General features: G+C 66.9%; 15 protein-coding genes and 1 tRNA gene. 8 read left to right on the plus strand and 8 right to left on the minus strand.

Annotation, left to right across the window (positions count from 1 at the left end):
• Position 1: 1 nt before the first annotated feature.
• From AC07NF_RS15085 to AC07NF_RS15110, 6 genes are all read left to right on the plus strand, one after another.
• Entirely contained in the window at positions 2 to 1,846 is a 1,845-nt protein-coding gene (locus tag AC07NF_RS15085) for a hypothetical protein (protein WP_494629365.1), read from the plus strand.
• Positions 1,847 to 2,179: 333 nt separating this feature from the next.
• The gene (locus AC07NF_RS15090) at positions 2,180 to 2,434 is read left to right on the plus strand and encodes a hypothetical protein (protein ID WP_494629361.1); all 255 of its coding nucleotides are present in this window, start codon (positions 2,180 to 2,182) and stop codon (positions 2,432 to 2,434) included.
• A gap of 30 nt (positions 2,435 to 2,464) precedes the next feature.
• On the plus strand, positions 2,465 to 2,959 hold the full coding sequence (locus AC07NF_RS15095) for a low affinity iron permease family protein (RefSeq protein ID WP_494629359.1): 495 nt from the start codon (positions 2,465 to 2,467) through the stop codon (positions 2,957 to 2,959).
• Between the two features lie 205 nt (positions 2,960 to 3,164).
• Positions 3,165 to 4,400, plus strand: coding sequence for an MFS transporter (locus AC07NF_RS15100; protein ID WP_494629458.1), 1,236 nt, complete (start codon positions 3,165 to 3,167; stop codon positions 4,398 to 4,400).
• Positions 4,397 to 6,025 carry a glycoside hydrolase family 43 protein gene (locus tag AC07NF_RS15105; protein WP_494629357.1) on the plus strand — a complete coding sequence of 543 codons (1,629 nt, stop codon included), beginning with the start codon at positions 4,397 to 4,399 and terminating at the stop codon, positions 6,023 to 6,025. Before AC07NF_RS15100 ends, AC07NF_RS15105 begins: the two co-directional genes overlap by 4 nt.
• Before the next feature lie 62 nt (positions 6,026 to 6,087).
• On the plus strand, positions 6,088 to 6,984 hold the full coding sequence (locus AC07NF_RS15110; protein WP_494629353.1) for a TauD/TfdA dioxygenase family protein: 897 nt from the start codon (positions 6,088 to 6,090) through the stop codon (positions 6,982 to 6,984).
• On the opposite strand, the gene AC07NF_RS15115 is transcribed toward AC07NF_RS15110, so the two are convergent.
• The 5 genes from AC07NF_RS15115 to AC07NF_RS15135 form a co-directional block, all read right to left on the minus strand.
• Positions 6,981 to 7,106, minus strand: a complete 126-nt coding sequence (locus tag AC07NF_RS15115) for a hypothetical protein (protein ID WP_494629351.1) — start codon at positions 7,104 to 7,106, stop codon at positions 6,981 to 6,983. The genes AC07NF_RS15110 and AC07NF_RS15115 overlap by 4 nt on opposite strands.
• 330 nt (positions 7,107 to 7,436) lie before the next feature.
• Positions 7,437 to 8,729: an MFS transporter gene (locus tag AC07NF_RS15120; protein WP_494629349.1), complete on the minus strand. Its 1,293-nt coding sequence runs from the start codon at positions 8,727 to 8,729 to the stop codon at positions 7,437 to 7,439.
• The gene (locus AC07NF_RS15125) at positions 8,726 to 11,011 is read right to left on the minus strand and encodes a glycoside hydrolase family 3 N-terminal domain-containing protein (RefSeq protein ID WP_494629347.1); all 2,286 of its coding nucleotides are present in this window, start codon (positions 11,009 to 11,011) and stop codon (positions 8,726 to 8,728) included. The genes AC07NF_RS15120 and AC07NF_RS15125 overlap by 4 nt, the downstream gene beginning before the upstream one ends.
• A 126-nt stretch (positions 11,012 to 11,137) precedes the next feature.
• Entirely contained in the window at positions 11,138 to 12,997 is a 1,860-nt protein-coding gene (locus AC07NF_RS15130) for a glycoside hydrolase family 2 protein (protein WP_494629344.1), read from the minus strand.
• Positions 12,998 to 13,134: 137 nt separating this feature from the next.
• The gene (locus AC07NF_RS15135) at positions 13,135 to 15,627 is read right to left on the minus strand and encodes a TonB-dependent receptor (RefSeq protein ID WP_492812963.1); all 2,493 of its coding nucleotides are present in this window, start codon (positions 15,625 to 15,627) and stop codon (positions 13,135 to 13,137) included.
• Positions 15,628 to 15,994: 367 nt separating this feature from the next.
• Here AC07NF_RS15135 and AC07NF_RS15140 point away from each other — a divergent pair, with 367 nt between their 5' ends.
• A complete protein-coding gene (locus AC07NF_RS15140; RefSeq protein ID WP_494629342.1) occupies positions 15,995 to 16,624 on the plus strand; it encodes a TetR/AcrR family transcriptional regulator in 630 nt (209 codons plus the stop codon).
• On the opposite strand, the gene AC07NF_RS15145 is transcribed toward AC07NF_RS15140, so the two are convergent.
• Both AC07NF_RS15145 and msrA read right to left on the minus strand, forming a co-directional pair.
• Positions 16,621 to 16,968, minus strand: a complete 348-nt coding sequence (locus AC07NF_RS15145) for an MmcQ/YjbR family DNA-binding protein (RefSeq protein WP_454717463.1) — start codon at positions 16,966 to 16,968, stop codon at positions 16,621 to 16,623. The genes AC07NF_RS15140 and AC07NF_RS15145 overlap by 4 nt on opposite strands.
• Positions 16,968 to 17,621, minus strand: a complete 654-nt coding sequence (gene msrA, locus AC07NF_RS15150; protein ID WP_494629334.1) for a peptide-methionine (S)-S-oxide reductase MsrA — start codon at positions 17,619 to 17,621, stop codon at positions 16,968 to 16,970. Before msrA ends, AC07NF_RS15145 begins: the two co-directional genes overlap by 1 nt.
• A gap of 152 nt (positions 17,622 to 17,773) precedes the next feature.
• Between msrA and AC07NF_RS15155 the strand changes: the two genes are divergently transcribed.
• Positions 17,774 to 17,863: transfer RNA gene (locus AC07NF_RS15155), tRNA-Ser, on the plus strand.
• Positions 17,864 to 17,918: 55 nt separating this feature from the next.
• On the opposite strand, the gene AC07NF_RS15160 is transcribed toward AC07NF_RS15155, so the two are convergent.
• On the minus strand, positions 17,919 to 18,947 hold the full coding sequence (locus AC07NF_RS15160; RefSeq protein WP_494629332.1) for a phosphatidylinositol-specific phospholipase C domain-containing protein: 1,029 nt from the start codon (positions 18,945 to 18,947) through the stop codon (positions 17,919 to 17,921).
• Positions 18,948 to 19,052 lie beyond the last annotated feature (105 nt).

Genomic DNA, 19,052 nt, shown 5'->3' on the forward strand with positions numbered 1-19,052 from the left:
CATGCGACTGCGCACTCTCCTGTTCCTGACGGCCGCCCTGGCTGTCGCCACGCCCGTCGCCGCCCAGCGCGGTCCGCTCTACGCCGGCGCCGTCGCGCCGATGAACCAGACGGTCGAGAAGCGCCTGCTGCCCCAGACCGCCGTCCTGCTGCACAAGCTGCTGGCCGAAAAGCGCGACATGACCCTGGACGGGGTCAAGGTGTTCGAGGCCGACGACAAGTTCCTGCCCGGCAAGATCGCCATCGGCCTGGCCTATCTGATCGTCGACACACCCCGCACCGATCCCAAGTTCGCCGAATACGTCGCCGCCTATCGCCAGATCGCCGACATGACCGTCGATGATCCCAACGACACCTGGGGCATCTACTACTACTGCCAGGCGCTGCTGATGCTGCAGGAGGCCGGGCTGCTGGACCAGGCGGTCTCGCCGGAAGCGCTGGCCAAGCTGAAGGCCAAGCTGGACTGGCGCCGCTTCGTGCGCACCGACGACCTGACCCTGATCAATCTGCCCAACAACTATTACGGCGTCGCCTTCAGCGTGGCGCGGCTGCGCAACCGCCTGGGTTGGGAGGACGCCAGCGCCAGTGAGGCCCTGCTGGGCAAGACCCTGGAGCACTACCGCAAATATTCCGGCGAATACGGCTTCGCCGACGAGACCGACGGGGAGGGGCGCTTCGACCGCTACAGCGTCCTGCTGATCGGCGAGATCAGCCACCGCCTGATCGAGGCCGGCATGCCCGCGACGCCCGAGGTGCGCCAGTGGCTGCGCCGCTCGGTCGACCTGATGCTGCCCCGCCTGAACCTGCGCGGCGACGGCTTCGAATACGGCCGCAGCATCGGGACCTATGGCGAGACGGCCTTCCTGGAGGTGCTGACCGCCGCAGCCAAGCTGGATGTGCTGACGCCAGAAGAAAAGACCATGGGCTACGCGTTCTCATCGCGCGTCGCGGCCCGCTACATGGACTTCTGGTTCGACCCGAAGATGGGCTCGGTGAACCTGTGGGAGCACGGCCGCCGGACCGACACGTACCGGGGCAAGCACCGGATCCTGGGCGAGAACCTCAGCCTGGGCCGGCAGTACATCTACACCAGCGCGATCTGGAACGAGCTGGGCTTCAAGGACAGGGCGCCCGACGCCGGCTACGCGGCGTGGCTGGACAAGCTGCCCAAGCGAACCGTGACCTGGTTCGCGCGGGGGCAGAACGATCGCCTCTTGGTCACGATGCGCGACAAGGGCCGCGTCATCGGCCTGCCGATCATCAACGGCGGCGACGGCCAGCACCAGAACACGCCCTACTATCCGATCCCGTTCTCGCCGGGGATGCTGCAAGGCGTGGCCGACGCGACGTTCCCTCAGCTGTTGCCGCGCATCACCCTGGCCGATGGCGCGCAACTGGCGCCGCTGGCCTATGCCGCTCACGTGAAGATCGCCGAGCAGGGCGCGACGACCACGATCACCTACGACCAGGATCGGCTGGACCGCCTGGGCGGCAAGGCGCCCGTGGCCGACGACCGCTTCAGCGCCAAGACGACCTATGTGCTGGAGCCCGGCCGCATCCGCCGCACCGACATCTTCACGCCCAAGCCCGGGGTGACGGTAAAGGCTGTGGACCTGGCCTTCGCCAGCTTCTCCGGCAAGGCGACCACCAAGGGCGGCGCGACGACCTTCGGAACGGGCGACGTCACCGGCTTCAAGGTCGAGGGTCTGACCTGCTCCACCCGGCCTCTGGCGGACGACAAGGCCTATCGCGCGCCGACCGGGGCGATGACCGCGCTGACCAGCTGCACGGGCGCGGCAGGGGCCAGTGGTCCCATCACGGTCAGCTGGACGATCGCCTATAGATGAGTGGTGGCAAATCGACCGAGTTCACCCCTTCTAGTCACGGAAAAACCAACAGTTCTCACAAAGCTTTGTCGTCTAGGTGACGTAGAATTGTTGTTGTGGCACCGGCGATGCAATGTTGTCCGTTTATGATGTATTTCCATGGTTTATGCGTGTGTTCGACAATGAATGTCGAGTTTACGACCAACATTTATTCCGCATAGCGCTGCTATTTACTCGTCATCCCCGAATTGGGGTGTTAACCTCCAAGCATCATCGGCACGGTCTCTCGAGCGCCGGTGGCTGAGAGACGAAGCTCCGGCTTTCGCTCCCGCTCGATAGAGGCGGAGCACCCACATGCCCACCTTCCTTTTCTACCCGCGACGCGCCGACGGCGTGTCCCTGACTTTCATCGCCGAAACCGCCGAGGACGATGCCGACGCCCTGGAACTGGCGGGTGAGATCGCGTCGGCCCACGACTGCGTCGGCGTGTTCGTGTGGGAGCCCGCGGCCGCCGCCGAGGGCAAGGACCGTTTCGTCGGTGAAGTGGATCGCCACAACGGCGAGACGTGGCATGAAAAAACGTCCGCTGGAGCTTCCGTCTCAGCCTAGGCGTTATTGGGCGACCTTCAGGAGTCGCCCGTGGACAAGCTGTTCGCCAAATTCGCCAATGTCACCGCCAAGGCGACGGGCAGTCCGCCGGCCTTCCTGATCTGCGTCGCCTTCGTGGTGCTGTGGGCGGTGACCGGGCCGATCTTCAAGTTCTCCGAGACCTGGCAACTGGTGATCAACACCGGCACCACCATCGTGACCTTCCTGATGGTGTTCCTGATCCAGAACACCCAGAACCGCGACGGCATCGCGCTGCAGACCAAGCTGGACGAGCTGATCCGCGCCTCGACCGACGCCGAGGACGAGTTCATCGGCATCGAGAAGCTGACCGACAAGGAGCTTGAGGCCATGCACGCCCACTGCAAGGCCCGGGCGGACCGCCACATGCAGGCCTTCCAGCGGGTGGCCGCCGAGGCGGATGCGCGGGCCAAGAAGACGTCGGCCAAGGGCGGCAAGAAGGCGCCGTCCGCCCGCTCTCGCGCGGCTAGCCGGGCCAAGGCGCTGCAGGCAGGGCATCCCCAATAGAGCGTGGCAGCCGAAAGTGTGAGCGGTTTCGGCGCCCGCCACGCGCCACTTTCGAGTCTGTCAACATCAGACCTTCGTAGGGTGGACGTCAGACCTCATCGGCGATAGCGGTAACATCCAACGGGCCCCGACCAAGGACGCCCGACGGGGGAGCGTCGCCTTGCCGAAGCTGAAAGCGCTGCGTTGGTGGATCATCGGCCTGGTCATGCTGGGCGCGATCGTCAACTACCTGACCCGCTCCACCATGGGCGTCGCCGCGCCGACGGTCCTCAAGGACCTCGACATCTCGGTGAAGGAATATTCCTGGATCACCAGCGCCTTCCAGATCGGCATCATGATGCAGCCGGTGTGCGGCTATGTGCTGGACACCCTGGGCCTGCGCACCGGGTTCGCCGTCTTCGCCGCCGCCTGGTCGCTGGTGGCCATGGCCCACGGCCTGGCCAACAACTGGCAGGCCTTCGCCTTCCTGCGCGGCCTGCTGGGCCTGGCCGAGGGCTCGGCCCAGCCGGCGGGCATGAAGACCGTCGCCACCTGGTTCCCGGCCAAGGAGCGAGGCTTCGCCGGCGGGGTGTTCAACATCGGCTCGTCGATCGGCTCGATGCTGGCGCCGCCGCTGGTGGTGTGGGCCGTGCTGAGCTGGAACTGGCGGGCGGCCTTCGTGCTGACCGGCGCCATTGGCGTGATCTGGGTCGTGCTGTGGCTGGCCTTTTACCGCTCGCCCGACCAGCACCCGTCGATGACGGACGAGGAGCGCGAGCGCATCGCGGCGGGGCAGGAGGCGCACCTGACCGACGCGGGCACGAAGCCGTCGGTGATCTCGATCCTGAAGCAGAAGAAGTTCTGGGGCATCGCCCTGCCGCGCTTCCTGGCCGACCCCACCTGGGGCACGCTGTCGTTCTGGGTGCCGCTGTACCTGTCGCAGACGCGGGGCTTTGACCTCAAGCAGATCGCCATGTTCGCCTGGTTGCCGTTCGTGGCGGCCGACCTGGGCTGCATGTTCGGGCCGGTCATCGCCCACTTCCTGCAAAAGCGCGGGGTGTCGCTGATCAATGCCCGCCGCTGGGCCGTCACGGTCGGGGCGGCGATGATGACCGGCATGGCGTTCGTGGGCCGGGTCGAGAGTCCCTACGCCGCCATCGCCCTGTTGTGCCTGGGCGGCTTCGCCCACCAGACCCTGTCGGTGACCGTCATCACGATGGCCTCGGACCTCTTCCGCCGCGACGAGGTCGCCACGGTGGCGGGCCTGGCCGGCATGATGGGCAATCTGGGCGTGCTGATCTTCTCGCTGCTGATCGGCGGGCTGGTCAGCACGATCGGCTACGATCCGTTCTTCATCGCCCTGGGCGTGCTGGACATCCTGGGCGCCATCATCGTCTGGACCTTCATCAAGGACCGCATCGCGCCCAAGGCCGAGCCGGTCAGTCAGCTTCCTGTGTCATGAGTACGCCTGTGATCCGCAACCCCATCCTGCGCGGCTTCAATCCCGATCCCTCGATCGTGCGGGTGGGCGAGGACTTTTACATCGCCGTCTCGACCTTCGAGTGGTTCCCCGGCGTCCAGATCCACCATTCGCGAGACTTGAAGAACTGGCGGCTGCTGAGCCGCCCGTTAGTCCGCGCCAGCCAGCTGGACATGCGCGGCGATCCCGACGGCTGCGGCGTCTGGGCCCCGTGCCTGACCCATGCGGACGGCAAGTTCTGGCTGATCTTCACCGACGTGAAGCGTTATGGCCGCACCACGGTGGGCGGGGCGTCGGGCGCGTCCTTGCGTGACTTCCACAACTACCTGGTCACCTGCGACACGATCGATGGGGAATGGTCCGAGCCGGTCTATCTGAACAGCTCCGGCTTCGACCCGTCGCTGTTTCATGACGACGATGGCAAGAAGTGGCTGGTCAACCAGCTGTGGGATCACCGGCCGGGCAAGAACCGCTTCGCCGGCATCGTGCTGCAGGAATATTCCGCCGTCGAGGGCAAGCTGGTCGGCGAGCGCAAGGTGATCTTCGAAGGCACGGCCATCGGCCTGACCGAGGCCCCACACCTCTACAAGCGTGACGGCTGGTATTATCTGGTCACCGCCGAGGGCGGCACCGGCTGGGGGCACGCCATGACCATGGCTCGCTCGCGCAATATCGACGGGCCGTACGACCTGCACCCCGACACCTACGTCCTGACCTCGCGCGATCGCCCGCACGCAGCCTTGCAGCGCGCCGGCCATGCCGACCTGGTCGAGACCGCCGACGGCGAGACCTATGCCGTCTATCTGTGCGGCCGTCCGCTACCCAATCGCGGCCGCTGCACCCTGGGGCGCGAGACCGCGATCCAGAAGCTGACCTGGGGCGAGGACGGCTGGCCGCGCACTCTGGACGGCTCGGGCGATCCCACGTTGGAGACCCCCGCGCCGGACCTGCCCGAGCAGACCTGGCCCGCCGCGCCGGTGCGCGCGGACTTCGACGGCCCCGACCTGCCGATCGACTTCCAGTGGCTGCGGACGCCCTGTCCTGCCGAGATCTTCAGCCTGACCGCCAAGCCGGGCTCTCTGCGCCTGTACGGCCGGGAAAGCGTGGGCAGCGTCTTCCGTCAGGCCCTGGTCGCTCGCCGTCAGCAGGCGCACTGCTATTCGGCCGCCACGGTGCTGGACTTCGAGCCGGCCCACTACCAGCAGGCCGCCGGGCTGATCTGCTACTACAACGGGGCCAAGTTCCACTATCTGCACGTCAGCCACGACGAGGACCAGGGCAAGCACCTGCGGGTCATGACCTGCACGCCCGACAGCCCCTCGGCCGATAGCTTCACCACCCAGATCCCGCTGGCCTTCGGTCCGGTCGAGCTGCGCGTCGAGGTCGATCTGGAGCGCCTGCGTTTCGGCTTCCGGCAAGGGGGAGGGGCGTGGACCTGGCTGCCGGAGGTGTTCGACGCCTCGATCCTGTCAGACGAAGCCACCATCCCCGGCGCGCCGGCCTTCACTGGCGCCTTCGTCGGCATGGCCTGCCAGGACGCGTCTGGCATGGCCGCGCCAGCCGACTTCGACTGGTTCGACTACGAGGAACGCGCATACCAGCCGTAGAAATTGTGAATTGAGTGAACGGCGTTCAGTCGTAGGGTTCTGGAAAGTCCAGGGAGGACGCCATGAACGCTCCGGTCTCGATCTCGCAGCAAGACGCCGTCGACTATGCCGGCCTGACCGTCACCCCCGTCAGCACGGTGCTGGGGGCCGAGATTTCAGGCCTGGACCTGACCCAGCCGCTCACGCCCGAGATCGTCGCGGCCATCCGCGCGGCCCTGTTGCGCCACAAGGTGGTGTTCTTCCGCGACCAGGACATCGCCTACGAGGATCATGTTCGCTTCGGGCGCTATTTCGGCGAGCTGGAGGGCCATCCGGTCACCGCCCACGTGCCGGGTTTCCCGGAGATCCTGCACATCGAGGCGGCCGACGGCATGAAGCTGCGCGAGGAGATCGTCCCGATCGTCCGCGCCGCCAACAAGTGGCACACCGACGTCACCTTCCGCGAGGCGCCCTCGATGGGCGGGGTGCTGCGCATGCGGCACATGCCGCCGCTGGGCGGCGACACCCTGTTCGCCGACACCGCCGCGATCTATGCCGACCTGCCGCAGAAGCTGAAGGACCAGCTGGAAACCCTGACGGCCGAGCACGACATCATCCAGAGCTACGGCTACCGGGTCGACGAGGCCAAACGGCAGGAGCTGCGGGCGGCCTATCCGCCGATGGTCCATCCGGTGGTGCGCACGCATCCGGAGACCGGTGACAAGCACCTGTTCGTCAACAAGGTCTTCACGACGCGGATCCTTGGCCTGCCCGAGGACGAGGCCAAGACGCTGCTGGCGGATCTGCTGGATCGGGTGAAGGCGCCAGAATATCAGGTCCGCTTCCGCTGGACCCCGAACGCCATCGTGTTCTGGGACAATCGCGCCACGCAACACTACGCGATCTTGGACTACTGGCCCCAGGAGCGGATCGTCGAGCGCGTGACGATCAAGGGCGACAAGCCTTTCCTGGCGGCTTAGAGCGCCAGGCGGGCGGCCTCGATCAGGGCGATCCAAAGCACCAGCGTGGCCGTCAGCGGCGCCACGCGACGCTCAAGCGTGGCGCGGGCGTCGAAGCTGTAGGCGGCGGTCTTGGACGACATGGCGGGCTTCCGGTTCGCAATCGTTTTCATGCGGGCGTTCATAAGAGCGGTGTCGGGCGTAACTCTCAAGCAATTTCCAGTTGCGCGATTTAATCGCGTGCTGGGTTTTGGGTTGGCTTTGCCTTCGTGCGGGACGGATCCCAGGGAAGGTTTGAGCATGACCGGGAAAACAAACCGGCTGGTCTTGCCACATCGGGCCCGGCCAGCCGGCTTAGCACAAAAAGGTGTCGGACGCGGTGGGGTGCGCCGAGTGATCTGACCATCGTCGAGTCTGCGACTTATGGCAACGTTCCGTTCTGTCGCACTCCTGCGACAAACGCGCGCAGAGGCTTAGCCGACTTGGGTTCGCGGCGTCCCGACAACGGGTTTCAGCACCCGGAAGGCGACGAAGACCATGACGGCGGTGACGGTCAGGCAGGCGGCCAGGAACAGCATCGGCGCCAGGTTGTTGCCCGTCCGGTCGCGGATGATCGGCACCACGTTCTGGGCGACGAAGCCGCCCAGGTTGCCGACGGCGTTGATCGCCGCGATGCCGGCCGCGGCGCGGGCCCCGGTCAGGAAGGTCGGCGGCAGGCTCCAGAAGCCCGGCTGGCCAGCGAAGATGGCCGGGGCGGCGATACATAGCAGGGCGAACTTGGCCCAGGTCCCGGGCACGACGACGCTCAGCACCAAGGCCACGGCAGCGATCAGCGGCGGGCCGGCCACGTGCCAGACAGTGAAGCCGCGCCGGGCAGCGTGGCGCGGCACCAGCCACAGGGCCGCGCCGACCAGGATCCACGGGATGATGTTGATCAGGCCGTTCATCGTATTGGACACGCCGAACGCCTTGACGATGGTGGGCAGCCAGTAGCTCAGGCCATAGGCCCCCAGCGGCATGCCGACATACAGCACCGCTAGCAGCAGCACGCGCGGGTCCAGGATTGCCTTCCAGGCGCCGGCATGGCTGATCTCGGTGCCGCCGTTCTCGGCCTTCAGGGTGTCGGCCAGCCAGGCCTTCTGCTCGGGCTCCAGCCAGGGGGCGTGTTCGGGACCGTTGGGCAGCTTCCACAGGACGTAGGGGGTCATCAGCACGGCCGGCGCGCCGGTGGCCAGGAACACCCACTGCCAGCCGGCCAGGCCGCCCAGGCCGTGCAGGTCCAAGAGCGCGCCGCCGACCATGGCCCCGACCGCATTGGCCAGCGCCGAGGCGACCATGAACAGCCCGACCATCCGCGCCCGATGGGCCTGCGGGAACCACAGGGTCAGGACGTACAGCACGCCGGGGAAGAAGCCGGCCTCGGTCACCCCCAGCAGAAAGCGCAGGATGTAGAACATCGTGGCGTTCTGGGTGAAGCCCAGCGCTAGGGTCACTAGGCCCCATGTGAACATGATCCGCGCGAACCAGACCCGCGCGCCCACCCGGGCCAGGATCAGGTTGGACGGCGCCTCGAACAGGAAGTAGCCGATGAAGAACAGTGACGCGCCCAGGCCATAGGCGGCCTCGGACAGGCCCAGGGCCTGGACCATCTCCAGCTTGGCGTAAGAGACGTTCTGCCGATCGATATAGGCGATCAGATACATCACGCAGAACAGCGGCATCAGCCGCGCGGTGACCCGGCGGACGGTGGAGACTTCCAGGCTCATGCGACGGTCACCGGGGTCAGGAGGGCGGCGGCGGGCGTATCGCTCCAGCCGTCGGACGTGATGGCGAAGGCGGCGCGCGCCCGGATGTCGTCGGACGAGGCGCCGACCATCAGCTCGATGCGGCCCTTCTGGATCCGCCACTTGCCGGCGTCCCAGAAGGCGCACTGACGGGCCGAAAGCTTGAAGGTCACGCGCTTGGTCTCGCCGGGCTTCAGCGCCAGGCGCTGGAAGCCGCGCAGCTCCTTCACGGGGCGAGCGACGGCGGCGACCGGGTCGCGCATGTACAGCTGCACCACCTCGTCGGCGGCGACCTTGCCGGTGTTGGTGATCGCCACGGTGACGGCGATCGTGCCGGCGGGACCGATCTCGGCCTTGTCCAGCGTCACGTCCGAATAGCCGAAGGTCGCGTAGCTGAGGCCATGGCCGAACGGATAGACCGGGCCGACGTCGACGTCGTGGTAGCGGGCGGTGTCCTTGGCCAGGTCCGGATCGGCGGGACGGCCGGTGGGGTAGTGGGCGTAGGTCTCGGGCAGGGCGCCCGACGCGCGCGTCAGGCCCATCGGCAGGCGACCGGCGGGCGAGGCGTCACCCAGCAGGATGTCGGCCAGGGCCGGACCGCTCTCGACGCCCAGAAGCCAGGTCATCAGCGAGGCCGGGGCCTTAGCCAGCAGATCGGGAATGGCCAGCGGACGGCCGCCCATGACGATCAGCACGACGGGCTTGCCGGTCGCCAGCACGGCGTCAGCCAGGGCCTTCTGGGCGCCGGGCAGGGACAGGTCCGAGCGGCTGCGGGACTCGGCGCTGTGGTCGAAGTCCTCGCCGACGACCAGCAGGGTCACGTCCGCCGCCTGGGCCGCCGCGACCGCCGCCTGTACGCCCGAGAGGTCGTCGCTGCGCGGGGCGGCGCCGGCGGTGAAGGTGACGCCGGGCAGGCGGGCCTTCAGCGCCGCGACCAGGGTGACCGCGTCGGCTTCCTCGCCGCGCGCCTTCCACGAGCCGATGGCGCTGCGGGCGTCGTCGGCCAGGGCCCCGACCACGGCGACCTTGGCGGTCTTGGCCAGGGGAAGGAGGGCGCCGTCGTTCTTCAGCAGCACGACCGACTTGCGGGCAGCGTCGCGGGCGATGGCGCGGTGCGGGGCGCTGACCATCACGGTCTTCTCCCGCGCCACGTCGCCAAAGCGATAGGGATCGTCGAACAAACCGAGGCGCGCCTTGGTCAGCAGGATGTGCCCCACGGCCTGGTCGATCAGCGGCAGCAGCGCGGCGTCCTCGGCCACGGCGGTCTTCAGGTGCGCGGCATAGACCCCGCCGGCCATGTCCATGTCGACGCCGGCCTTCAGGGCCAGGGCGGCGGCCTGGGCGGGGGTCTCGGCGATGCCGTGGGAGACCAACTCGGCGATGGCGTTCCAGTCGCTGACGACGATGCCGTCAAAGCCCCACTTCTCCCGAAGGTGGCCGCGCACCAGGGCGGCGTTGGCGGTAGTGGGCACGCCGCCGATGTCGTTGAAGGCGGTCATGAAGCTGCCCGCGCCGGCCGTCTTGCCGGCCTCGAAGGCGGGCAGGATCACCTCGTTCAGCGTCCGCTCCGACAGGTCGGCGCTGTCATAGTCGCGGCCGCCGGCGACCGCGCCATAGGCTCCGAAGTGCTTGACGCAGGCCAGCACGGTGTCCTTACCGGCCAGGTCCTTGGTCTGGAAGCCTTCGGTCTGGGCCACGCTCATCACCGAGCCCAGGTACGGGTCCTCGCCCGCGCCCTCGACCACCCGGCCCCAGCGCGGATCGCGGGCGACGTCGACCATCGGCGCGAAAGTCCAGTGCAGGCCCGCCACGCTGGTCTCGACCGCCGCCATGCGGGCGCAGGCGCGATAGCTGTCGGGATCGAAGGTCGCGGCCATGGCCAGCGGCACGGGATACAGGGTGCGGTAGCCGTGGACGACGTCGATGGCGAACAGCAGCGGGATCTTCAGTCGCGACTCCTCGACAGCCACCTTCTGCAGGTCGGTCAGGAACTGGGCGCCAGCCACGTGCAGGTAGCTGCCGACGCCGCCCTTGCGGACCAGGTCCAGGGCGGCCGCGTCGATCTTGGAGTTCAGGGCCTTCTGCCGACCGCCGGCCGGCTGGTGCATCTGGCCGATCTTCTCGTCCAGGGTCATGCGCGCCAGCAGGTCCTTGACCCGCTGGGCATGGGCTTTGGTGACAGGCGCGGCGCGGCCGGGGCGGGGCGCCAGCAGCGTGGTCGCCAGGGCGAAGCCGCCCGCCATCACATCGCGCCGCGTCGTCATGCAATTCCCCGCTATTCTTGGGCGTAAGCCGGCTTTTGGGATAACGCCCCCGCCATGGGAGCGCTATCGCAAAGCCGCGCCCGCCCTCTGCGACTTTGGTCGTAGAGAGCCCGGCGGGACGGGTGATTACTTCCCGGCTTCCTTGTCCTTGTAGAACTGCTGCAGCACCCAGAAGGCCGGCTTGCGGCGACCGGTCGGCGAGACCAGGCCCTTGCGGTTCCAGCCCTGCTGATAGATCGGATGCTGGCGGCGTGGGCTGCGGAAGTCCTTGAGGATCCACGGCGACATGCCGCGCAGGGACGGGATCTTCGCCGCCATGGCCAGGGTCTTCTCGTAGTACTTCTTCTGGAAGTCCTCGGAGAACTTGCGCATCAGCACCGGGTCGCTGAAGCCGGCCAGGGCGTCGGCCCCGAACTCGGAGAACACCATCGGCTTGTCGGTGGGCTTCCAGGCGATGTTGGGCACATCGTCCAGGGCGTCATTGCCGTACCAGCCGTTGTAGGTGTTGATCGACAGCACATCCAGCTTGTCGGCCAGCGGGTCGTTCAGGCTGGTCAGCGGGTGACCGTCCACGGTCTTGCGCTCGGTCAGCAGGGCGGCGGTAACCAGGCGGCTGTCGTCCAGGGCGCGGACGTCGTCGACCAGCTGGTACAGGAAGCTGTTGCGCGGCCCCTCGACCGGGGTCTCGTTGGCCACGCTCCACATGACGATCGAGGCGCGGTTGCGGTCGCGGCGGATGTTGTCGGCCAGCATGTCGCGCGCCAGCTTCAGGGTGCGCGGATTGCCGAAGTCGACCAGCCAGTAGACGGGGATCTCGCTCCAGACCAGCAGGCCCATCTCGTCGGCCAGGCGGGTGGTGACCTCGCTGTGCGGATAGTGGGCCAGGCGCACGAAGTTGCCGTGCAGGCCGTCCTTGACCTCGCTGAGCAGGGCGCGGGCCCCGGCCTCGGTGATGGTGCGGGCGGGATTGTCACCGAACTCCTCCTCGTGCACCGAGATGCCGCGCAGGAAGATCGGCTTGCCGTTCAGCAGGATGTCGCGGCCCTTGGTCTCGATGGTGCGGAAGCCGACCCGGTCGGTCAGCTTGTCGTCGCCGGTCTGGACGACGACGTCATACAGCTTGGGCTTCTCGGGCGACCAGCGGACCAGGCCCTTGGGCGCGGCGGCGGAGGCGGTCAGCACGCCGTTCGCGTCGGTCTTGCCGGCGACGTCGAGGCCCAGCTCGGCGACACGGACATGGACCTGCTGGTTGGCCGCCTGGGCGCCATCCAGCTTCACGGTGGCGGCGATCTTGCCGTCCTTGGTCAGGCGCACCCAGGCTTCGTCGATGAAGGTGCCGGGCGTGATGACCAGGCGCATCGGGCGGGTGATGCCGCCATAGTTCTCCCAGTCGGTCACGGGCGGCGGCACGCCGTCGGCCTGGGGCGTGGAGTCGACGCCGACCGTCAGCTGGTTGTTGCTGGCCCGTACGGTGTCGGTGACCTCGATCGAGAACGGCGTGAAGCCGCCCTCGTGCTCGCCGACCGCCTTGCCGTTTAGGAACACCTTGGCGGTGTAGTTGACCGCCTCGAAGCGCAGGAAGGCCCGCTGGCCGGGCTTCAGCGCCGGCGTGTCGAAGCGGCGCGTGTACCACATCAGGCCCTGGTAGTAGCGCAGGGTTGGATCGTGGCCGACCCAGCCTTGCGGCAAGGTCGCCGTCGCCGCGCGGTCCATGTCGTACTCGTAGAGCGCGGTCGGCTTGGCCTTGGTCAGGGCGTCGACATCGACGTCGTCATAACGCCGATGGCCCGCGCCCGGCGCGCCGCGGTGGAAGCCGGCCAGGCCGTCGCGATACGGGTCGACCGAATAATGCCAGGTCCCTGACAGGTCCTGGCCGTCGCGATTGTCGGCCCGGGTCAGGGTGGGCGAGGAGGCCAGCGCTCCGATCGGCGCCAGCAGGACGAACGCGCACGCCGCGCTCGCCAGAGCCTTCAAACCCGTACCCATCGCGTCCTCCACTTTTGGTTGGCGCAGTTGAAGCACGGCGAGTGGTCAGGGCGCAAACTAAATTGGTCAGGCCACTTGGTGCAAAAGAAAGGGCGGCCCGAGATCGAGCCGCCCCAACTCCGTTCTGTGCTTGAGCCTTAGAAGCTCTTGCGGACCGTCACGCCGTAGGTGCGCGGGGCGTTCGGATAGCCGCTGTAGCTGCCGTCCTGGGCCACGGTCGGGAAGGCCGAGATCAGGCTTTCGTCGTTGGTCAGGTTACGCGCCCACAGGCCGATTTCCAGCTGGCGAGGGGTGTTGATGATCCCCAGGCTGGCGTTGACGATGTTGGTGTCATAGCTGGCCAGGGCCGGCGACACCGTTTCCGTCAGCTGGACCTTGCTGCTGTGGTCATATTCCACGCGCGCATAGCCGTTCCAGTTTTCGCTGATGTCGTGGTTGATCGTCGCCGAGGTCGAGAACGACCACTTGGCGATGCCGGCCGGGGTTTCGCCCGTCAGGTTTCGGAAGTTCGGGATGCGCGTGGTGACCGGATCCCGCGGGCAGCGGACGGTGTCGTAGGCCACGCAGGCCGCGCCGGTGAAGCTGTCGTACTTCGGATCCAGATAGGTGACCGAAGCCGCCAGGTTCAGCCACTGGACCGGACGCCAGGCGCTGTCGACCTCGAAGCCCTTCACGGACTCCTCGCCGGCGTTGACTAGGCTGTAGCCGAGGCCGGTGAAGGCGTTCGACTGGAAGCCCTTGATCGACTGCTTGAACACCGCGACGTTGGCGTAACCGCCCGGGAAGCTGGCCTTCACGCCCAGTTCGTAGACGTCGACATTTTCCGGCTGAGCGCTACGGCCCACGCCGTTGGCGTTCGGCGGACGGCTGTCCGACGACAGGTTGAACGCGCCGGCCTTCCAGCCCGTGGAGTAGCTGGCATAGGCGTTGATCGCGCCGAAGTCATAGGCCGCGCGAATGGCGTAGGTGATCTTGTCGCCCTTCAGCTGACCGGACTCGCTGGCGTTCGGATAGTTGACCGGGCCGTGGGTCGGGTCATTGCCGTAGAAGAACTGCAGGGCGCCCAGGGCGCTGAAGGCGTTGGCCGGAAGACCCAGGGCCGGGAACTGCGGCACGGCGCTCAGGTTCAGCGCCGAGAACGGGTCGTTCATGACCACGTTCGAGCGGGCCTTCTTGGTGTCGTTCATGTAGGCGAGGCCGCCGGTCAGGGTCAGCTTTTCGGTGACCTTGTAGTCGAACTGGCTGAACAGCGAGTACGAGTCCTGCTTCATCTTATAGTAGTCGCTCAGGCCTTGGCCGGCCTGGAAGTAGGTCGAGCCGGGGCGGATCGACGGCGTCACCAGGCTCTGCAGGAATTCGAGCGTGTAGATGTTCGACCGGCCGGTCAGGGCCGGGCGGATCGCGGCCGGCAGGGTGGCCGTGTTGACCACGCCCGACAGCGCGTCGGCGAACGCGCGGACGTCGCTGCCGTAGGTGATGGTGCGGCCGGTATCCAGCTTTTCATTCTGGTAGAAGCCGCCGATCAGCCAGTTGAACGGGCCTTCGCCGTTCGAGGCCAGGCGGATTTCCTGGGTGAACGTCTTGATGGCGTTGGCCGTGCGGTTGTTGGAGATGTCCGCGCCGGTGAAGTCGATGTCCTGGAACGAGGCGTTCTTCTGGTTCCGATAGGCGGTGATGGCGGTCAGCTTGGCGATGCCGAAGTCATGATCCAGCTGGCCCGACACGCCCTTGCCCGACAGCTTGTTGGCCGGGTCGGTGTTGAAGATGACGTCGCGGTCGAAGATCTTGGTGGTGTCGCTGATCGGCTTCTTCAGGATGCCGCCGATCGCCAGGGTGGCCGGACCGTTGAAGATCGAGGTCACGCCGCAGCACGTCTCGTTGATCTTGTTGTAGTCGGCGATGACGCGGAACGAGGTCTTGTCGGTCGGCTCCCACAGCAGGTCGCCGCGGATCGACCAGCGATCGCGGTCGTTGACGTCGTTGCCGGTGGTCAGGTTGGTGAAGTAGCCGTCACGCTTGTTGACGCTGCCCGACAGGCGCACGGCGACGGTGTCGCTGAGCGGGCCGGTGATCGTGCCCTTGAGCTGGCGGGTGTTGTAGTTGCCGTAGGTGCCTTCGACCTTACCGCCGAACTCGAACTGCGGCTTCTTGGTCACGATGCTGATCGCGCCGGCCGACACGTTCTTGCCGAACAGGGTCGATTGCGGGCCGCGCAGCACTTCGACGCGCTCGATTTCCGGAAGGTCATCCAGGGCGGCGGCGGAACGCGAGCGATAGACGCCGTCGATGAAGATGCCGACCGAGCTTTCGATGCCGTCGTTGCCGTTGCCGTTGCCGAAGCCGCGGATGACGAAGTTTGTCTGACCGGCGGCGTTGAATTGTTGGACCTTCAGCGACGGAACGACCGATTGCAGGTCGATCAGGTCGCGGACCTGGGCGCGTTCGATCGTCTGCTGACCGGTGACGGCGACCGAGATCGGCACGTCCTGCAGGGTCTGTTCGCGCTTGGTGGCGGTGACGACGATTTCTTCGATGGAGGTGCTATCGGCCTGCGTGGATTGTTGAGCGAAGGCCGGAGAGGCGATGGCGAGCGCCAGGGCTGAGACCCCCAGCAGATGGACGTTTCTCATAACTAACTCCCTGTTTTTCTTTATTATCGGCCGCGTTTCTTCCCATCCCGCCTCGAGCAATCGCGGGTTTCTTTTGGGGAAGGACGACCATTGTGACGTAGGGGAAGGGCGATCCTGGCCGGCCGACCGGTCCGCGAGACGCGGTCGGTTGACCCTGGTCCTGGATGAAGACGCTTTGCGTCATGTTTCCGCCCCAGCCCGTGCGACCTTGCATGCCGCACGTAACTGACGCTGATTTTAATATGAACTCGATATTCTAACGCAAGTTAGAATTTAACGGATTGATCCCGACGCCGTTCGTGACAAGTGTGAAATATCGACGTTCCCCGACGGAAGAATCGAGGACGTCCCGGAGGAGAGAGCGCGGTTGGCGAAGGTGGGGGATCCCGTGGTTCTGGTCGAAGAGACCAGGCCGATGGCGCAGAGCCTGAAGTCGGTGAAGAAGCGGGAGGCGATCCTGCGCGCGGCCATCGAGACCATCAACGCCAAGGGTTTCGCCGCCGCGACCATGACCGAGATCGGCGCGGCCATCGATCTGCGCGACGCGGCGCTCTACTATTATTTCCCCAACAAGCAGGCCCTGGCCTTCGCGGGCCACGAGCGCTCGCTGGAACGCTTCGAGTCGATCCTGGCGGTGGTCGAGGCCGATGGCGGCACGGGGCTGTGCAAGCTGCGGCGGTTCTTCAAGGCGCTGCTGGACGACGCGGTGACCAACGGGCCGCAGCTCTATTTCGGCGACAGCTCGTACCTGGCCGACGACCAGCGCAAGGCCATCGAGGCCTGGACGGCGCGGCTGTCCAAGCGGCTGGAGCGGTTCCTGGAGGAGGGCATGGCCGACGGCACGATCGTCGCCTGCGAGCCGCCGCTGGTCGTGCAGCTGCTGGTCGGCATGCTGATCTGGCTGACCAAGTGGACGCCCGGCACGCCGGGCCTGACCAACGAGCGCCTGCTGGAGGCGATCGAGACGACGGCGTTGCAGGGGCTTTCGAAGGCCTAGAGGCCCAGCTCCGCGCGGACCTTCTTCGTCAGCTTGGCGGCGATCAGGCCGTGGGCGCTCTTCAGCCAGTCGGCGACCTCATCGGCGTCCAGGTCCGAGAGATCCTCGAACCGCACCCATTTCGCGCGGGCCAGATAGGGCGCGGGGATGGCGCGGCCGGTCTCGGTCAGGACCTCGAACGCCACGTCCGAGACCTTGAACGAGATCCCGCCCTTCGGCACGGCATTGCCGCGGACGGCGAACATCTTGCCGCCGACCTTGAACACGTGGTCATCGCCCCACTGGATCGAGAGCGTCGCGCCCGGCAGGGCCAGGCACGCCTTGTCGAAGGCTTCCGGGGTCATCAGGCGTCGACACCCAGGCCGATGGGGCAAACGACGCCCGTGCCGCCGATGCCGCAATAGCCGTCCGGATTCTTGGCCAGGTACTGCTGGTGATAGTCCTCGGCGAAATAGAACGGGCCGGCGGCGGCGATCTCGGTGGTGATGTCGCCCAGACCCTGGGCCGACAGCGCCTGGGCGTAGGCCTCCTTCGACTCCACGGCCGCGGCGGCCTGGAAGTCGTTGGTGACATAGATCCCCGAGCGGTACTGGGTGCCGATGTCGCCGCCCTGGCGCATGCCCTGGGTCGGGTCATGGTTCTCCCAGAAGGTCTTCAGCAGGGCCTCATAGGTGACGACCCTGGGGTCGAACACCACCAGCACCACCTCGGTATGGCCCGTGCGGCCGGTGCAGACCTCCTCATAGGTCGGGTTCGGCGTCATGCCAGCCGCATAGCCGGCGGCGGTGACGTAGACGCCTGGGACCTGCCAGAACACCCGCTCGACGCCCCAGAAGCAGCCCATGGCCAGGATCGCCGTCTCCAGGCCGTCGGGGTAAGGCCCCTTCAGCGGATGGCCGTTGACGAAGTGGGTTTCCGCCGTCGGGATCGGCTCGGGACGACCGGCCAGGGCCGTGTCGGCGGTGGGCATCTCGAGGGTCTTGGTCGTCGACAACATGGCGGTCTTTCGAGGCGGGAATTCTTGCGCCTCGATATAAACGCTCGCGCCGTCAGTTTCATCCGGGAACGCGCTTGCTACCGGCCGGTCCCTGAGTATATTGCGCGCCTTCCCGCGCCGGGGGTCTCAACCACCCCCGACTCGAGTGCGCTGGTGAGGTGGCCGAGTGGTTGAAGGCGCACGCCTGGAACGCGTGTATAGGGGAAACTCTATCGAGGGTTCGAATCCCTCTCTCACCGCCACACCTTTTCCAATAAATTCAGTAGTTTACGCCGTGATCGGCCCGCGCCTTCGCGCTTATCGTCCTGGCGCGAACCAGGGCGGGCGCACGACGAACTTCAGGCCCAGCGGGTCGGGCGCGCCGGGATAGTAGTCGGTGCTGATCACCTGGGCGCCCGAGCGCAGGGCGACGCCCAGGCGGGTGAGGTCGTGGTTACGGGCCTCGGTGGTGTCGGCGTCGCTGCGGGTGCGGACCATGAAACCTTGCTTCACCAGCGTGGCGATACGCGCTTCCTCGGTCTTGGGATTCTGGATGTTGAACACGGCCGCCTCGGCCTCGGTCTCGGCATAGAGGCCAAACATCACGCGGCCCTGCAGCGACGGGCGCCCGGCGCGATAAGCCTCGGCCGTGCGGGGATTGGAGTCGAGCACCAGCAGCACCTTGCCGCGGGCGCTGGCTTGCGTGGGCCAGCCGCCGGCCAGGACGCCATCGCGCAGGGTGGCGTGGGCGCCGCGGACGTCGTCAGGGGTGATGATGTGATCGCGGCCGAAGGTGGCGATGGCGCTGGCGTCGACGCCGGCCAGATCGGCCTCGGTCCACAGCGGCGGGTCCTGGACGCCCGGGATGTTGAGCCGCTCTTCCTTGGTGTTGATGAACAGGATGATCGGCTGGTGGCCGGGATGGGCCTTGGACCAGCTGGCGATCTCGGCAAAGCAGTCGGACAGGCGCAGGCACAGGGTGCGGGCGTCGACGACGGGCGCGTGCAGCACCTTGGCGCCGGGCGCCTTCATGATCGCCGCCTTGGCGGGGTCATTGGCATAGGGCGCGGCGTAGAGGCCGCCGTCCGGGTCGGCGTAGGGATCGAATTCCAGCTGGCGCACGCCCAGGTCCAGCTGCGCCTGGATCGGCGGATGGCCGTATTCGACGCCGCGCGAGCGCTCGCCCATCACCTGGCGCTGGTGGGCCAGGGCGGCGGGATCGAGGTCGGGGCGATAGCTGTTGTGCGAGCCCAGCCAGTGCAGGCTGTTGATCTTGGGTTCGGTCGCCTGAGCCGAGATGGAGAACGCGAGCGCCGACACGGCGGCGGCGAGGAACAGCGAACGCATGACGACCTCATGAGCTGAAAGAAAAAACGCGGGCCGGACGGTGACCGACCAGCCCGCGTTGAAGTGGACGGCCCTGCTGCGGAGAGGGCCGTCGGGGATCGGGGG

This window comes from Caulobacter sp. GW821-FHT10A06, from assembly GCF_059415805.1.

What these genes read in the sequence shown, in the direction of transcription:
- AC07NF_RS15085 (WP_494629365.1), top strand. Translation starts at nt 2, where the DNA reads ATGCGACTGCGCACTCTCCTGTTCCTGACGGCCGCCCTGGCTGTCGCC.
- AC07NF_RS15090 (WP_494629361.1), top strand. Translation starts at nt 2,180, where the DNA reads ATGCCCACCTTCCTTTTCTACCCGCGACGCGCCGACGGCGTGTCCCTG.
- AC07NF_RS15100 (WP_494629458.1), top strand. Translation starts at nt 3,165, where the DNA reads ATGCTGGGCGCGATCGTCAACTACCTGACCCGCTCCACCATGGGCGTC.
- AC07NF_RS15105 (WP_494629357.1), top strand. Translation starts at nt 4,397, where the DNA reads ATGAGTACGCCTGTGATCCGCAACCCCATCCTGCGCGGCTTCAATCCC.
- AC07NF_RS15110 (WP_494629353.1), top strand. Translation starts at nt 6,088, where the DNA reads ATGAACGCTCCGGTCTCGATCTCGCAGCAAGACGCCGTCGACTATGCC.
- AC07NF_RS15115 (WP_494629351.1), bottom strand. Translation starts at nt 7,106, where the DNA reads ATGTCGTCCAAGACCGCCGCCTACAGCTTCGACGCCCGCGCCACGCTT.
- AC07NF_RS15120 (WP_494629349.1), bottom strand. Translation starts at nt 8,729, where the DNA reads ATGAGCCTGGAAGTCTCCACCGTCCGCCGGGTCACCGCGCGGCTGATG.
- AC07NF_RS15125 (WP_494629347.1), bottom strand. Translation starts at nt 11,011, where the DNA reads ATGACGACGCGGCGCGATGTGATGGCGGGCGGCTTCGCCCTGGCGACC.
- AC07NF_RS15130 (WP_494629344.1), bottom strand. Translation starts at nt 12,997, where the DNA reads ATGGGTACGGGTTTGAAGGCTCTGGCGAGCGCGGCGTGCGCGTTCGTC.
- AC07NF_RS15135 (WP_492812963.1), bottom strand. Translation starts at nt 15,627, where the DNA reads ATGAGAAACGTCCATCTGCTGGGGGTCTCAGCCCTGGCGCTCGCCATC.
- AC07NF_RS15145 (WP_454717463.1), bottom strand. Translation starts at nt 16,968, where the DNA reads ATGACCCCGGAAGCCTTCGACAAGGCGTGCCTGGCCCTGCCGGGCGCG.
- msrA (WP_494629334.1), bottom strand. Translation starts at nt 17,621, where the DNA reads ATGTTGTCGACGACCAAGACCCTCGAGATGCCCACCGCCGACACGGCC.
- AC07NF_RS15160 (WP_494629332.1), bottom strand. Translation starts at nt 18,947, where the DNA reads ATGCGTTCGCTGTTCCTCGCCGCCGCCGTGTCGGCGCTCGCGTTCTCC.